This window comes from Halioglobus japonicus, from assembly GCF_001983995.1.
Taxonomy (GTDB): Bacteria; Pseudomonadota; Gammaproteobacteria; order Pseudomonadales; family Halieaceae; genus Halioglobus; species Halioglobus japonicus.
Map to the genome: position 1 here is coordinate 216324 of NZ_CP019450.1, position 13155 is coordinate 229478.

The 13155-nt window shown below is 60.9% G+C and carries 15 protein-coding genes; 10 read left to right on the top strand and 5 right to left on the bottom strand.

Annotation, left to right across the window (positions count from 1 at the left end; translation table 11 throughout):
- Window positions 1–15 precede the first annotated feature (15 nt).
- The 9 genes from accC (at window position 16) to BST95_RS19900 (ending at window position 7952) form a co-directional block, all read left to right on the top strand.
- The gene (gene accC, locus BST95_RS01070) at window positions 16–1356 is read left to right on the top strand and encodes an acetyl-CoA carboxylase biotin carboxylase subunit (protein WP_084201014.1); all 1341 of its coding nucleotides are present in this window, start codon (window positions 16–18) and stop codon (window positions 1354–1356) included.
- A gap of 94 nt (window positions 1357–1450) precedes the next feature.
- Window positions 1451–2341, top strand: a complete 891-nt coding sequence (gene prmA, locus BST95_RS01075; protein WP_084197793.1) for a 50S ribosomal protein L11 methyltransferase — start codon at window positions 1451–1453, stop codon at window positions 2339–2341.
- A 123-nt stretch (window positions 2342–2464) separates the two neighbouring features.
- Window positions 2465–3451, top strand: a complete 987-nt coding sequence (gene dusB / locus BST95_RS01080) for a tRNA dihydrouridine synthase DusB (RefSeq protein WP_084197794.1) — start codon at window positions 2465–2467, stop codon at window positions 3449–3451.
- Window positions 3448–3762: a DNA-binding transcriptional regulator Fis gene (gene fis, locus BST95_RS01085; protein WP_066053818.1), complete on the top strand. Its 315-nt coding sequence runs from the start codon at window positions 3448–3450 to the stop codon at window positions 3760–3762. Before dusB ends, fis begins: the two co-directional genes overlap by 4 nt.
- Before the next feature lie 4 nt (window positions 3763–3766).
- On the top strand, window positions 3767–5335 hold the full coding sequence (purH, locus tag BST95_RS01090; RefSeq protein ID WP_084197795.1) for a bifunctional phosphoribosylaminoimidazolecarboxamide formyltransferase/IMP cyclohydrolase: 1569 nt from the start codon (window positions 3767–3769) through the stop codon (window positions 5333–5335).
- Between the two features lie 76 nt (window positions 5336–5411).
- A complete protein-coding gene (gene purD / locus BST95_RS01095; protein ID WP_084197796.1) occupies window positions 5412–6701 on the top strand; it encodes a phosphoribosylamine--glycine ligase in 1290 nt (429 codons plus the stop codon).
- Between the two features lie 30 nt (window positions 6702–6731).
- Window positions 6732–7376: a 2-polyprenyl-3-methyl-6-methoxy-1,4-benzoquinone monooxygenase gene (gene coq7 / locus BST95_RS01100; RefSeq protein WP_084197797.1), complete on the top strand. Its 645-nt coding sequence runs from the start codon at window positions 6732–6734 to the stop codon at window positions 7374–7376.
- Between the two features lie 64 nt (window positions 7377–7440).
- Window positions 7441–7611 (top strand): hypothetical protein, encoded by a 171-nt coding sequence (locus BST95_RS19895; RefSeq protein WP_205737310.1) that lies wholly within the window; start codon window positions 7441–7443, stop codon window positions 7609–7611.
- Window positions 7612–7619: 8 nt separating this feature from the next.
- Window positions 7620–7952, top strand: a complete 333-nt coding sequence (locus tag BST95_RS19900) for a VanZ family protein (RefSeq protein WP_169843812.1) — start codon at window positions 7620–7622, stop codon at window positions 7950–7952.
- Here BST95_RS19900 and BST95_RS01110 read toward each other — a convergent pair.
- On the bottom strand, window positions 7919–8350 hold the full coding sequence (locus tag BST95_RS01110; RefSeq protein WP_066053804.1) for an OsmC family protein: 432 nt from the start codon (window positions 8348–8350) through the stop codon (window positions 7919–7921). The genes BST95_RS19900 and BST95_RS01110 overlap by 34 nt on opposite strands.
- 119 nt (window positions 8351–8469) lie before the next feature.
- Here BST95_RS01110 and crp point away from each other — a divergent pair, with 119 nt between their 5' ends.
- On the top strand, window positions 8470–9114 hold the full coding sequence (crp, locus tag BST95_RS01115) for a cAMP-activated global transcriptional regulator CRP (protein WP_084197799.1): 645 nt from the start codon (window positions 8470–8472) through the stop codon (window positions 9112–9114).
- A gap of 15 nt (window positions 9115–9129) precedes the next feature.
- Here crp and trpC read toward each other — a convergent pair whose 3' ends face one another.
- Genes trpC through trpE form a run of 4 tightly spaced genes read right to left on the bottom strand, consistent with a single transcriptional unit; the run spans window position 9130 to window position 13042 of the window.
- Entirely contained in the window at window positions 9130–9930 is an 801-nt protein-coding gene (trpC, locus tag BST95_RS01120) for an indole-3-glycerol phosphate synthase TrpC (RefSeq protein WP_205737311.1), read from the bottom strand.
- Window position 9931: 1 nt separating this feature from the next.
- Window positions 9932–10975, bottom strand: coding sequence for an anthranilate phosphoribosyltransferase (gene trpD / locus BST95_RS01125; RefSeq protein ID WP_084197800.1), 1044 nt, complete (start codon window positions 10973–10975; stop codon window positions 9932–9934).
- A gap of 1 nt (window position 10976) precedes the next feature.
- The gene (locus BST95_RS01130; protein ID WP_066053795.1) at window positions 10977–11555 is read right to left on the bottom strand and encodes an anthranilate synthase component II; all 579 of its coding nucleotides are present in this window, start codon (window positions 11553–11555) and stop codon (window positions 10977–10979) included.
- On the bottom strand, window positions 11555–13042 hold the full coding sequence (gene trpE / locus BST95_RS01135) for an anthranilate synthase component I (protein WP_084197801.1): 1488 nt from the start codon (window positions 13040–13042) through the stop codon (window positions 11555–11557). The genes BST95_RS01130 and trpE overlap by 1 nt, the downstream gene beginning before the upstream one ends.
- Window positions 13043–13155 lie beyond the last annotated feature (113 nt).

The following is a 13155-nucleotide window of genomic DNA, read 5'->3' on the forward strand; positions in this document are numbered from 1 at the left end:
CACATCGAGATGCCCATTCTGGACAAGGTTCTTATCGCCAACCGCGGCGAGATTGCACTGCGCGTACTGCGCGCGTGCAAAGAGCTCGACATCAAGACCGTTGCGGTGCACTCCGTTGCCGACGCTGAATTGATGCACGTGCGGCTGGCTGATGAATCCGTATGTATCGGCCCCGCGCCCTCCAAGGAAAGCTACCTCAATGTGCCGGCACTGATCAGTGCCGCCGAGGTCACTGACGCCACCGCCATCCACCCCGGCTACGGCTTTCTCTCTGAGAATGCCGACTTCGCCGACCAGGTCGAGAAAAGCGGCTTTACCTTTGTTGGCCCGCGCGCCGAAACCATTCGCCTGATGGGCGACAAGGTATCTGCGATTGAGGCCATGAAACGGGCCGGCGTTCCCACGGTACCGGGCTCCGACGGCCCCCTCACCGACGACCACGACCGCACTCGGGAAATCGCCCAGCGCGTTGGCTATCCGGTGATCATCAAGGCTGCCGCTGGCGGCGGTGGTCGCGGCATGCGCGTGGTGCACAACGAAGAGGTGCTGATCTCCTCGATTGAAGTGACCAAGTCGGAAGCTGCCGCGGCCTTCGGGTCTGACGTGGTGTATCTGGAGAAATTTCTACAGAAGCCCCGCCATGTCGAGGTCCAGGTTCTGGCCGACGGCCAGGGCGACGCCATTCACCTGGGTGACCGTGACTGCTCATTGCAACGCCGCCACCAGAAAGTCATCGAAGAAGCGCCTGCGCCCGGCATTCCCGAGGACTTGCGCAACCAGGTCTACGAGGCCTGCGTCAACGCGTGCATCGAGATCGGTTATCGCGGCGCCGGCACCTTCGAATTCCTGTACGAGGATGGCGGATTTTACTTCATCGAGATGAATACCCGGGTCCAGGTGGAGCACCCGGTCACTGAGATGGTGACCAGTTTCGATATCGTCAAGGAGCAGCTGCGCATCGCCGCAGGCATGCCACTGTCCGTCACCCAGGACGAGATCAGCTTCAACGGGCACTCTTTTGAGTGCCGGATTAACGCCGAAGATCCGCAGAATTTCCTGCCCTCGCCGGGCAAGGTAAATACGTTCCACGCCCCGGGCGGGCTGGGCGTACGCTGTGACTCGCACCTCTATGACGGCTACACCGTCCCGCCCTTCTACGATTCGCTGATCGCCAAAATTATCACCTTTGGCGAGAGCCGCGATGTCGCCCTGGCACGCATGCGCCAGGCGCTGGATGAGCTGGTGGTTGAGGGCATTCGCACCAATACCCCGCTGCACCGGGAGCTGTGCCGCGACAGCGCGTTCCAGGCGGGTGGTGTGAGCATTCACTACCTCGAAAGCAAGCTGGAAGACTGACGGAAATCAGCTCTACCCCGGGCGCCGCGACCCCTCAGGAATCACGCTTTCTGAGGGAGTCACGACCCCTGACCACCCCCACAGGAATCGTCCCATGACCTGGATTCAACTGCGACTGGACACCCACCCGGAACAGGTGGAAGCGCTGGAGGACCTGATGCTGGCCAGCGGTTCGGTAGCCGTCACTCTGGAAGACAACGCCGACCAGCCAGTGCTGGAACCAGCCGTGGGGGAAACGCCGCTGTGGCGCCAGACCCGCCTCACCGGTCTGTACCCCGCCGACACTGACATCGAAGCCATCCTCGCGCACTTCCCGGACGAACTGCTCGAGAAGTGCCATTCGCGAGTGGAGATTCTGGAAGACAAGGACTGGGAACGGGAGTGGATGCAACACTACCAGCCCATGCAGTTTGGTCAGCGCCTGTGGGTTTGCCCCAGCTGGCTGGAACCCCCGGAACCCAGTGCGGTCAATTTGCTGCTTGATCCCGGCCTGGCCTTTGGCACCGGCACCCATCCCACCACCGCCCTGTGCCTGGCGGAACTGGACGGCATGGCGCTGAATGACCAGATCGTGGTCGATTACGGATGCGGTTCCGGGATTCTCGCGGTGGCCGCCCTCAAGCTCGGTGCCGTCGAGGCGCTGGGTGTCGACAACGATCCCCAGGCATTGGTGGCTAGCCGTGACAACGCCCAGCGCAATGGCGTCGACGCCGATGCTTTCCCGGTGGCTTTACCTGGCGCTTACGACTCCGAGGCCTGGCAGGCACGTGCCGACACCGTCATCGCCAACATCCTGGCCGGTCCACTGATAGAACTCTCGCCCACCCTGTTACACCTGCTAAAACCAGGCGGCACACTGCTACTCTCCGGGCTGCTGAATACCCAGGCCGAAGGCATTATCGCGCACTACGCCTCCGAACTTTCGCTGCGAATCGCCTCGGAACACGAGGGCTGGGTGTGCCTGCGAGGCGAGCGCCCCGCATAACGTCGCTGTCAACACCCAGCGAGAAAAAAGCTGGGTGTTTTTTGTGCAGAAATTCTTCCCCGCGCTGGGTCTGAGGAGTATGATACCGCCTCTTTTTCGCAGCCTTTCTTCAAAAGCGAACCCATGCCTCAAATCGGACCCTACACGCTGGCAAACCCTGTCGCACTGGCCCCCATGGCCGGCGTTACAGACCTGCCCTTCAGGCGTTTGTGCGCGCGCATGGGTGCCGGCCTGGTGGTCTCGGAGATGGTTACCAGTGATCCGAGCCTGCGGGAAACGCGCAAGACATCGCTGCGCACGATTCACGATGCCGAAGTCGAACCTCGCTCGGTGCAGATAGCGGGCAGCGAACCTGAGCAACTGGCTGAGGCGGCGCGTTACAACTTGCAGCTGGGCGCACAGATTATTGATATCAACATGGGCTGCCCGGCCAAGAAGGTGTGCAAGAAAGCCGCCGGCTCGGCGCTGTTGGCCGATGAGGCGCTGGTGGCAGATATTCTGCAAACCGTCACCGCCGCGGTCGATGTACCCGTGACCCTGAAAATTCGCACCGGCTCCGCACCTGACGCCCGCAACGGCGTGACCATTGCGCGGATCGCTGAAGACGCGGGCATTGCCGCTCTGGCCGTACACGGCCGCACCCGGGCCTGCAAATTCGCCGGCTCAGCGGAGTACGACACCATTGCCGCCATCGCGGCAGCCACCCAGTTTCCGGTGTTCGCCAACGGCGACATTACCTCGCCCGCCAAGGCAGCGGAGGTGCTCAAGCACACCGGGGCTGCCGGCGTCATGGTTGGCCGCGCCGCCCAGGGCCGCCCTTGGCTATGCGGCCAGATTGCGCACTACCTGGCCACTGGCCAGGAACTTGCCCCGCCCAGCCTGCTGGAGCAACACGACATTCTGCTCCAACACCTGACTGACCTGCACGCATTTTACGGCGAGTTTATGGGCGTTCGTATCGCCCGCAAACACGTCAGCTGGTACCTGGAACACCAGCGCGACTACCGCGCCCAGCGCCAGACCTTTAACCGCCTGGAAAGTGCCGAGGCACAGCTGGGCCATATCCAGAATTACTTTCACCACCTATGCAATGAGGAACTCGCAGCATGACAAGGGCTGAACCATTCCACGCCCCCGCGGAAGACACTCCCACCACCGAAACCCACGATCTGACACCTGAGGCCTCCAGCCTGCGCGATGCTGTTACCACCAGCGTTCGCCAGTACCTGGCAGAGCTTGACGGCCAGCTCTCGACCGACGTGTACCAGATGGTACTGGCCGAGATTGAGGCGCCGCTGCTGGAAGAAATCATGGCCTACACCCGCAACAACCAGACCAAGGCATCGGTGATGCTCGGCCTGAATCGCGGCACCCTGCGCAAGAAGCTCAAGCAATACAACCTGATCGGCAACAAGGACTGAAGCCATGAGCGAACTCGTCAGCGTCAAACGCGCCCTGATCAGCGTGTCCGATAAGACCGGCATCGTCGAATTTGCCACCGCACTGCGCGAGCAGGGCGTGGCGCTACTCTCTACCGGCGGCACCTACCGCCTGCTCAAAGACAATGGCCTGGACGTCACCGAGGTGTCCGAATACACCGGGTTCCCGGAGATGATGGATGGCCGGGTGAAGACCCTGCATCCGAAAGTGCATGGCGGCATTCTCGCTCGCCGGGGCCAGGACGACGCTGTCATGGCTGACCACGGTATCGATGCCATCGACATGGTTGTCGTCAACCTTTACCCCTTTGAGGCTACCGTCGCCAAACCCGACTCTACCCTGGAGGATGCGGTTGAAAATATCGATATCGGCGGACCCACCATGGTGCGCGCTGCGGCCAAGAACCACCGTTTTGTGAACATTGTAGTCAACGCCTCCGATTACGACACGATTATCGAAGAGATGAAGGCCAATGACGGCGCCACCAGCATGGCCACCCGCTTTGACCTGGCGATCAAGGCTTACGAACACACCGCCGCCTACGACGGTGCGATTGCCAACCACTTCGGCAAACTGGTGCCCGGCGGCTCAGACAACTTTGCCCGCACCTTTAACACCCAGTTCCACAAAGTGCAGGAAATGCGCTACGGCGAAAACCCGCACCAGAAAGCGGCTTTCTACGTCGAGAAGAACCCTGCCGAGGCCGGCATCGCCACGGCGCAGCAAATTCAGGGCAAGGAATTGTCCTACAACAATGTTGCCGATACCGATGCTGCCCTGGAGTGCGTAAAGAACTTCAGCGAGCCTGCCTGTGTCATCGTCAAGCACGCCAACCCCTGTGGTGTGGCAACTGCCGACACGATTGGCAAGGCCTACGACCTGGCGTTTGAAACCGACCCGGAATCTGCCTTTGGCGGTATTATCGCCTTCAACCGCGAACTCGATGGCGCGACCGCCTCAGCGATTTGCGAGCGTCAGTTCGTTGAAGTCATCATCGCCCCCAGCGTGAGCGATGAAGCGGCTGCGGCTGTAGCAGAGAAAAAGAACGTGCGCCTGCTGGCCTGCGGCGAATGGGGCCAGGCAACACCGGCGCTGGATTACAAACGGGTTAACGGCGGCATGCTGGTCCAGGATCGCGACCTGGGCATGGTGACCGAAGGCGATCTGCAGATCGTGACCAAGGTACAACCCACCCCTACCCAGATGGCAGATCTGCTGTTTGCCTGGAAAGTGGCGAAGTTTGTTAAGTCCAATGCCATCATCTACGCCAACAACGGCCAGACCGTGGGCGTTGGTGCCGGTCAGATGAGCCGGGTGAACTCTGCCCGTATCGCGGCCATCAAGGCTGAGCACGCCGGACTCGAGGTAAAAGGTTCGGTCATGGCATCAGATGCCTTCTTCCCCTTCCGCGACGGTATTGATGCTGCCGGCGAGCGCGGCATTGCCGCGGTCATCCAGCCCGGCGGCTCCATCCGCGACGAAGAGGTGATCGCCACCGCCGACGAACACGGCATGGCCATGGTGTTCACCGGCATGCGTCACTTCCGCCACTAATTGCAGTTGGGCTGGCTGGATGCGTTTGCATTCAGCCAGCCCCGCGCTGTTACCCTGATCTGGAGTTTCGGTATTCATGAATGTATTAGTTATTGGTTCCGGTGGCCGCGAGCATGCGCTGGCCTGGAAGGCAGCCCATTCAGCGGACGTTGACACCGTATATGTGGCGCCTGGAAATGCTGGCACCGCCACAGAGTCCGGCCTTGAAAACGTCGCGATCAGCGTCGGCGACTTCGAAGCGCTGGCGGATTTTGCCAGCAACAACAATGTCGGACTCACCATCGTCGGTCCGGAGCAGCCACTGGTCGACGGTGTCGTCGATTACTTCGCCGAGCGTGGCCTGCGCTGCTTTGGCCCTAGCGCAGGTGCTGCACAGCTGGAAGGCTCCAAGGCGTTTACCAAGGACTTCCTGGCCCGGCAGAACATTCCCACCGCTGCCTATGCGAACTTTACTGACGTTGAAGCGGCGCTGGAGTACCTGCGCGCGCAAGGCGCACCGATTGTCATCAAAGCCGATGGCCTCGCCGCGGGCAAGGGCGTCATCGTTGCCGAAACACTTGATCAGGCAGAAGAAGCCGTACGCGACATGTTGTCCGGCAATGCATTTGGTGATGCCGGCTGTCGTGTGGTCATCGAGGAATTCCTCGAGGGCGAAGAAGCCAGCTTTATCGTCATGGTCGACGGCGAAAACGTGCTGCCTATGGCCACCAGCCAGGACCACAAACGCATTGGCGAGGGCGATACTGGCCCCAACACCGGCGGCATGGGTGCTTATTCTCCGGCGCCTGTGGTCGATGACGCTGTTTACCAGCGCGTCATGGACGAGGTCATCATGCCCACCGTACGCGGCATGGCCGCCGAGGGGAATGACTACACTGGCTTCCTGTACGCCGGCCTGATGATCAGCCCCGAGGGGCAACCCAAGGTCATCGAATACAACTGTCGCTTCGGCGACCCCGAAACCCAGCCGATTATGGTGCGACTGCAGTCGGACCTGGTGAAATTGTGTGAACAGGCGCTGGACAAGCAACTCGACACAGCCAGTGCCAGCTGGGACGCGCGCCCGGCAATGGGCGTGGTGCTGGCCGCAGGCGGCTACCCGGGCAGCTACGCCAAGGGCAGCGTGATCAGTGGCCTGGACGCCGATTTCGGCAGCGACACCAAGGTTTTCCACGCGGGAACCGCCCAGAAAGAGGGCGATATCGTGACCAGCGGTGGACGCGTATTGTGTGTCACCGCCCTGGGAGATGACATCGCCGCCGCGCAGCAGGCCTGTTACACCGGTTCCGACAAGATCAGCTGGGACGGCGTGACCCTGCGCCGTGACATTGGCTGGCGTGCCATCGCGCGGTATAGTCAGGACTGATCATTCGACCTGACTTTCAGGAAACGCACCATGCGCCATCGCCGCTTTTCCCTGCTGGACCGCGCCATCACCGAAGTCGATTCGGTGATGCGCACGATTACCAACCGAGGCCACTCGGCAGGCCGGGCTTCACCCGCCGAAGGCCACAGCGACTGTGAGCTTTCCGAGGGCGAGCGCAAGCATGTGGCCGGACTGATGCGAGTCAATCACACCGGTGAGGTCTGTGCCCAGGCCCTGTACCAGGGACAGGCCCTTACCGCCCGGCTGCCCAAGGTACGCGAGAAAATGCAGACCGCCGCAGACGAGGAAATCGACCACCTGGTGTGGTGCGAAGAACGCCTGCGCGATCTCAATGCGCGGCCGAGCCTGCTCAATCCGATCTGGTATGGCACCTCGTTTGCCATGGGCGCCCTGGCGGGCGCCATTGGCGACGATATCAGCCTGGGCTTTGTTGCCGCCACCGAAGAGCGCGTGTGCAATCACCTGCGCGACCACCTCAAGCAATTGCCTGAAGACGACCGCAAATCAGCGCTGATTCTGCAGCAAATGCTGGAAGACGAAGAGCGCCACGGCCACAAGGCCCTGGAAGCGGGCGGCAAAGATTTCCCGACCCCGGTCAAAGACGCCATGACCACGGTGTCGAAAGTCATGACGGAAACCGCATACCGGGTGTGAACCTGTGTCAGGCGACGCCTCCATCTCAGCCACACAGATTTTTTATCGCTCCCGATTATGGGCAGTGATCTGGGTATATATCGGCCTGACCTACGCCACCCTGCCGCTGATGCGCTCGGTGCTGCGCGCGCTGCGCGACGGCGTGGGCACCGAAACTATCGGCGTGCTGGTGAATATCGCCCTGGTACTGGCCGCCGTGGCCCTGCTGGCGCTGGCCCTGCGCCGGGCCTACTGACCGCGGCCATGGCACTAATCCCCCTGCTGGCTATCGCCGCGATTGCCTCACAACTGGAGGTCGCTGAAGAGCGGGTGCACTTTCTTCAGTACGGCTTATTGGGGGTGCTGGTGGTGGCCACCGGCCGCCATCCGGGCTGGCGGCAATGGCTGGTGATACTCGCCTTTGTTTGCGCGGTAGGCGCCATCGACGAATTAATTCAGTGGGGGCTGCCCAACCGGGTGGGCGACTGGCGCGACGTGGCGTTTAACTGCACCGCCGGCCTGCTGGGCACTGCGCTGGGCGCATTGCTTTTTTGGCTGAAGCCTCAGAGGCCGGGTTCGAACTCGACTATTTCATAGCTGTGGCCGATCTCCACGCCACCGGCGCCCAGCATAATCGAGGCGCTGCAGTACTTCTCGGCAGAGAGCTCTACCGCGCGCTTAACATGACTTTCCTTGAGGCCAACGCCGGTCACCACAAAGTGCATATTGATGCGGGTGAATACGGCGGGCACGGCATCGGCACGTTCGGCGTCAATATCGACACGGCAATCCACCACCTGCTGGCGTGACTTTTTGAGCATGGCCATCACGTCATAGGTGGAACAACCGCCGGTACCAATGAGCAGCATTTCCATGGGGCGGGGACCCAGATTGCGCCCGCCGAGCTCCTCAGAGCCGTCCATCACCACCGCATGGCCACTGCCTGATTCGCCGACGAACATGGCGCCATCCGTCCATTTCACTGTTGCTTTCATTAAATTTTCACCCGGGATTTGCAAAAACGCGCCGCAGCTTAGCACAACAAGTACCGTTTTACTTGACCCCCGAGTGGGCTAGAATCGGGGATATATGTCGGGAATACAGGGATATAGCGGTGCTCAAGCCTCAGCTAGTTAACTCCATCGATAACATTGAGGGTTTCCTCCGCCACTGCCAGCGCAAGGCCTATAAAGCCAAAGCGACAGTGATGAAGCAGGGTGAAGCCGGCGATACGCTGTACCTGATCCTCGATGGGTCGGTATCGGTGATGGTTGAAGACGCATCCCAGCCCGGCCACATGATGGTGGTGAGCTATCTCAATACCGGCGATTTTGTCGGTGAGATGGGCCTGTTTGAAAACGACGTTCAACCGCGCAGCGCCATGGTCGTCGCCAAGACCGCTTGCGAAGTCGCGGAAATTCCCTACGAAAAATTCCACCAGATCAGCAGCCAGCACCCAGAGGTGCTGTACGCGATCTCTCGGCAGCTGGGCAAACGCCTGCGCCAGACCACCCGCAAGCTCTCGGACCTGGCCTTTGTCGATGTCTCCGGGCGCATCGCCCACACCCTGATGGACCTGTGCAAGGAGCCGGATGCCATGACGCACCCGGACGGCATGCAGATCAAGATCACACGCCAGGAGCTGGGCAAGATTGTGGGTTGTTCCCGGGAAATGGCAGGGCGCGTACTCAAATCACTGGAAGAAGACGGCCTGGTCTCGGTTTCCGGCAAGACCATGGTCGTGTTCGGCGCCCGCTAGACGCCGCAGACACTATCAGAAGAACAACTCGCGCAGTTTCTCGCCGGGCTCATCAGCACGCATAAACGCCTCACCCACCAGGAATGCATGAACGTTCTGCTCGCGCATAACGGCAACATCTGCCGGCGTGTGGATACCGCTCTCGGTTACCACCACGCGATCCCCGGGGATATGCGGTAGCAACTCCAGCGTGGTCTCCAGCCGCATATGAAAGGTGTGCAGATCGCGGTTGTTAATTCCCACCAGGGGCGTGCCCAGTTCCAGAGCACGGTCAAGTTCGGCCCGGTCATGCACTTCAACGAGCACATCAAGCCCCGCTTCTACGGCCGTGGTGGCCAACTCTTCCATTTGCACGTCATCCAGCGCCGCCACAATGAGCAGCACGGCATCGGCACCGATGGCTCGCGCCTCTATCACCTGATACGGATCGACAGTGAAGTCTTTGCGGATTACAGGCAGGTCACAGGCAGCACGCGCCTTCTTGAGGTACTCGTCGGCCCCCTGGAAAAAATCGATATCGGTGAGAACTGACAGGCAGGTGGCGCCACCGGCCTGGTAACTGGCCGCGATCTGGGCGGGCTGAAAATCCTCGCGGATGACACCCTGGCTGGGTGAAGCGCGCTTGGCCTCGGCAATGACTGCAGGCTGAGCCTGGGCCACTTTGGCGGCGAGCGCACCGGCGAAACCGCGCGGTCCATCCTGATAAGCGAGCTGACTCTCGAGATCCGACAGGGAGCGCTTGGCCCGGCGCTCGCGCACCTCTTCGGCCTTACGCGCCAGAATGTTGCGCAAAATGGTGGGGGTATTCACTGCCATCTTAGTTCGCCTTGCCCCGCATCAGCTGGGTGAAGTCGATGAATCCATTCAGTTTTTCATTGGCCTGGCCGGAGGCCATTAAATCCTGTGCCATCGCAACACCGTCGGCCAGGGTGGCGGCAATACCCGCCGTATAAATCGTAGCGCCGGCGTTGAGGGCAATGATATCCCGCGCCTTGTCGGCTGCTTCGCTTTCAGCGCCTGACAACGCATTGCGAATCAACTGCGCGGACGCCCGGGAGTCCTGCACGCTGAGGCCGTCGAGACTGCGCCGGCTCATGCCGAAATCCTCAGGCTGAATAGTGTAGGTAGACAGGCTGCCGGCACGCAATTCGGCCACCTTGGTGGGTGCGGCAATAGAGATTTCGTCCAGGCCATCCTCGGAGTGGACAATCATGACCTGCTCTGCACCCAGGGTCTGCGAGACCTTCGCCATCAGCTCGCACAGCTCCTCGGCAAAAACACCGATGACCTGGCGCTTCACCCCAGCCGGGTTGGTGAGCGGCCCCAGCACATTGAATACCGTGCGCATGCCAAGCTCCCGACGAGGGCCAATCGCATAACGCATGGCGCTGTGATGGGCCGGCGCAAACATAAAGCCAAGGCCCATTTCTTCAATCGCTCGCGCGGTCTGATCAGGGCTTAAATCCAGCGGCATACCCAGCGTTTCCAGTACGTCGGAGCTACCACTGCTGCTGGACACACCACGATTGCCGTGCTTGGCGACATGGGCTCCCGCTGCGGCGACCACAAAGGTGGAAGCGGTAGAGACATTGAAGAGGTTCGCACCATCACCCCCGGTGCCCACCAGATCGACCAGATGCTCGCAATCCACCTCGACCGACGTCGCCAGTTCGCGCATGACCTGGGCAGCGCCGGCAATTTCATCCGTGGTTTCACCCTTAATACGCAGGGCCACCAGCAGGCCGCCAATCTGCGCATCAGTGGCATCGCCCGACATGACCTGGCGCATAACGCCGGCCATGGCCTCGCGGTCCAGATTTTCGCCTGCCACCAGGGCGGTAATCGCCTGCTGAATATCCATGTTATTGCTCCAGGAAGTTGCGCAGCAGATCGTGCCCGTGCGCAGTCAAAATTGATTCGGGGTGAAATTGCACCCCCTCGATGGCCAGCTCGCGATGGCGCAGGCCCATGATTTCATCCATCTCGCCAGACTCGGTTTCGGTCCAGGCAGTAATCTCCAGACAGTCGGGCAGCGTGTCGCGAGCCACAACCAGGCTGTGATAGCGGGTGGCTTCGAAAGGCTGGCTCAGGCGCCGGAAGACCCCCTCGCCGCGGTGATGAACCGGCGAGGTTTTACCGTGCATGACCTGGCGTGCGCGCACCACATCGCCGCCAAAGACCTGGCCAATGCTCTGGTGACCCAGGCAAATCCCTAGAATAGGCAGTTTGCCGGCGTACTCGCGGATGACCTCCATGGAGACGCCGGCTTCATTGGGGGTACAGGGGCCGGGAGAGATCACGATTTTCTCGGGTGCCAACGCAGCGATGTCAGCCACGGCAATCTCGTCATTGCGCACTACATGCACATCGGCTCCGAGCTCGCCCAGGTACTGCACCACGTTGTAGGTAAAGGAGTCGTAGTTGTCGATCATTAACAGCATCAGTCTGCCTCCCCTGCCAATACCATGGATGCCGCGCGGAACATGGCGCGGGCCTTGTTGTGTGTTTCCTTCCATTCCAGACGCGGCACGGAATCGGCCACCACGCCGCCACCGGCCTGCACGTATAGGCGACCGTTCTTGATCACCGCGGTACGGATGGCAATCGCGGTATCCATATCGCCGGCCCAGGAGATGTAGCCCACAGCACCGCCGTAGACACCACGCTTCACCGGCTCGAGTTCATCGATGATTTCCATGGCGCGGATTTTCGGCGCGCCGCTGAGGGTCCCAGCAGGTAGCGTGGCCCGCAGCACATCAATGGCTGACTTCTGGCCTTTGAGCTCACCGGTCACATTGGACACGATGTGCATGACATGCGAGTAGCGCTCGACCACCATCTTGTCGGTGAGCTCCACCGAACCGGTTTCGGCAATGCGCCCGACATCGTTGCGCCCCAGGTCGATCAGCATCAGGTGCTCGGCGATTTCCTTGGGATCTGCCAACAGCTCCTCTTCCAGCGCCTTGTCTTCCTCTGCGGTATAGCCCCGGCGGCGGGTGCCGGCTATCGGGCGCACGGTGACCAGGCCTTTCTCTACGCGGGCGAGGATTTCCGGCGAGGAACCGACTATATGGAAATCCTCGAGATCGAGGTAGTACATGTACGGCGAGGGATTGAGGTTGCGCAGGGCGCGATACAGGTTCAACGGCGGGGCATCAAAGGGCACGCTCATACGCTGCGAGGGCACTACCTGCATAACATCGCCGGCGAGCACATATTCCTTCACCTTGTCGACGGCCTCAAAGTAAGCCTCTTCGGTGAAGTGGGAATCGGCCTGCTGTTCCAGGTTGGCGCTATCGGCGGCATCCAGCACTACCGGGGGCAGTGCCGGCATGGGTTCGGGCAAACGTAGCACCAATGCCTGCAAGCGCGCTTCTGCGGCCTGCAATGCATCCGGTTCAGCGGGATCGACATTGACGATCAGGCGGATCGTGCCGGCGAGATTGTCAAACACCAGTACCTCGTCTGCCACCATAAGCAGAATATCCGGGTTACCCAGATCGTCTTCCGGCGTACCGGCGCGCAGGCGCGGCTCAACGTAGCGCACGGTATCATAGCCAAAGTAGCCGACCAGTCCGCCGTGGAACACGGGAAGATCTTCCCGGGGCGCGGTGCGATAGCGGCCCTGGAAAGCTTCGGCATAGGCCAGCGGATCAGCCACTTCCTCACTCTCGGTGAGTTCACCGTCGACCCAGGTCTCGGCGCGGTAACCGAACACCTTCAGTACCGTGCGGCAGGGCAGCCCAATAATGGAGTACCGGCCCCACTTTTCGCCGCCCTGAACAGATTCAAAGAAGAAGGAATAAGGCCCTTCCGCCAGTTTGCGGTAGGCGCTGATGGGTGTTTCCAGATCGGCCAGCACTTCAATGCTGACCGGGATACGGTTGTAGTCTTGTGCCGCCAGCGCGGCAAAGTCCTGCGGATTCATGGGAAGTCCTCGGAGAAGTCAGTTTGCGTAGAAATAAGGTCGAACGAATGCCCTGGCTACCATCGCCAGCAGGTGACCTCTCGCATCGACAGCAGGTCGATGCCTGTACGCAT

Excerpts from the sequence above, each read along its gene's own strand:
- dusB (WP_084197794.1), top strand. The coding sequence starts at position 2,465 with ATGCCTCAAATCGGACCCTACACGCTGGCAAACCCTGTCGCACTGGCC.
- coq7 (WP_084197797.1), top strand. The coding sequence starts at position 6,732 with ATGCGCCATCGCCGCTTTTCCCTGCTGGACCGCGCCATCACCGAAGTC.
- purD (WP_084197796.1), top strand. The coding sequence starts at position 5,412 with ATGAATGTATTAGTTATTGGTTCCGGTGGCCGCGAGCATGCGCTGGCC.
- BST95_RS01130 (WP_066053795.1), bottom strand. The coding sequence starts at position 11,555 with ATGCTGTTAATGATCGACAACTACGACTCCTTTACCTACAACGTGGTG.
- BST95_RS19900 (WP_169843812.1), top strand. The coding sequence starts at position 7,620 with ATGGCACTAATCCCCCTGCTGGCTATCGCCGCGATTGCCTCACAACTG.
- fis (WP_066053818.1), top strand. The coding sequence starts at position 3,448 with ATGACAAGGGCTGAACCATTCCACGCCCCCGCGGAAGACACTCCCACC.
- prmA (WP_084197793.1), top strand. The coding sequence starts at position 1,451 with ATGACCTGGATTCAACTGCGACTGGACACCCACCCGGAACAGGTGGAA.
- trpD (WP_084197800.1), bottom strand. The coding sequence starts at position 10,975 with ATGGATATTCAGCAGGCGATTACCGCCCTGGTGGCAGGCGAAAATCTG.
- BST95_RS01110 (WP_066053804.1), bottom strand. The coding sequence starts at position 8,350 with ATGAAAGCAACAGTGAAATGGACGGATGGCGCCATGTTCGTCGGCGAA.
- purH (WP_084197795.1), top strand. The coding sequence starts at position 3,767 with ATGAGCGAACTCGTCAGCGTCAAACGCGCCCTGATCAGCGTGTCCGAT.
- trpC (WP_205737311.1), bottom strand. The coding sequence starts at position 9,930 with ATGGCAGTGAATACCCCCACCATTTTGCGCAACATTCTGGCGCGTAAG.
- trpE (WP_084197801.1), bottom strand. The coding sequence starts at position 13,042 with ATGAATCCGCAGGACTTTGCCGCGCTGGCGGCACAAGACTACAACCGT.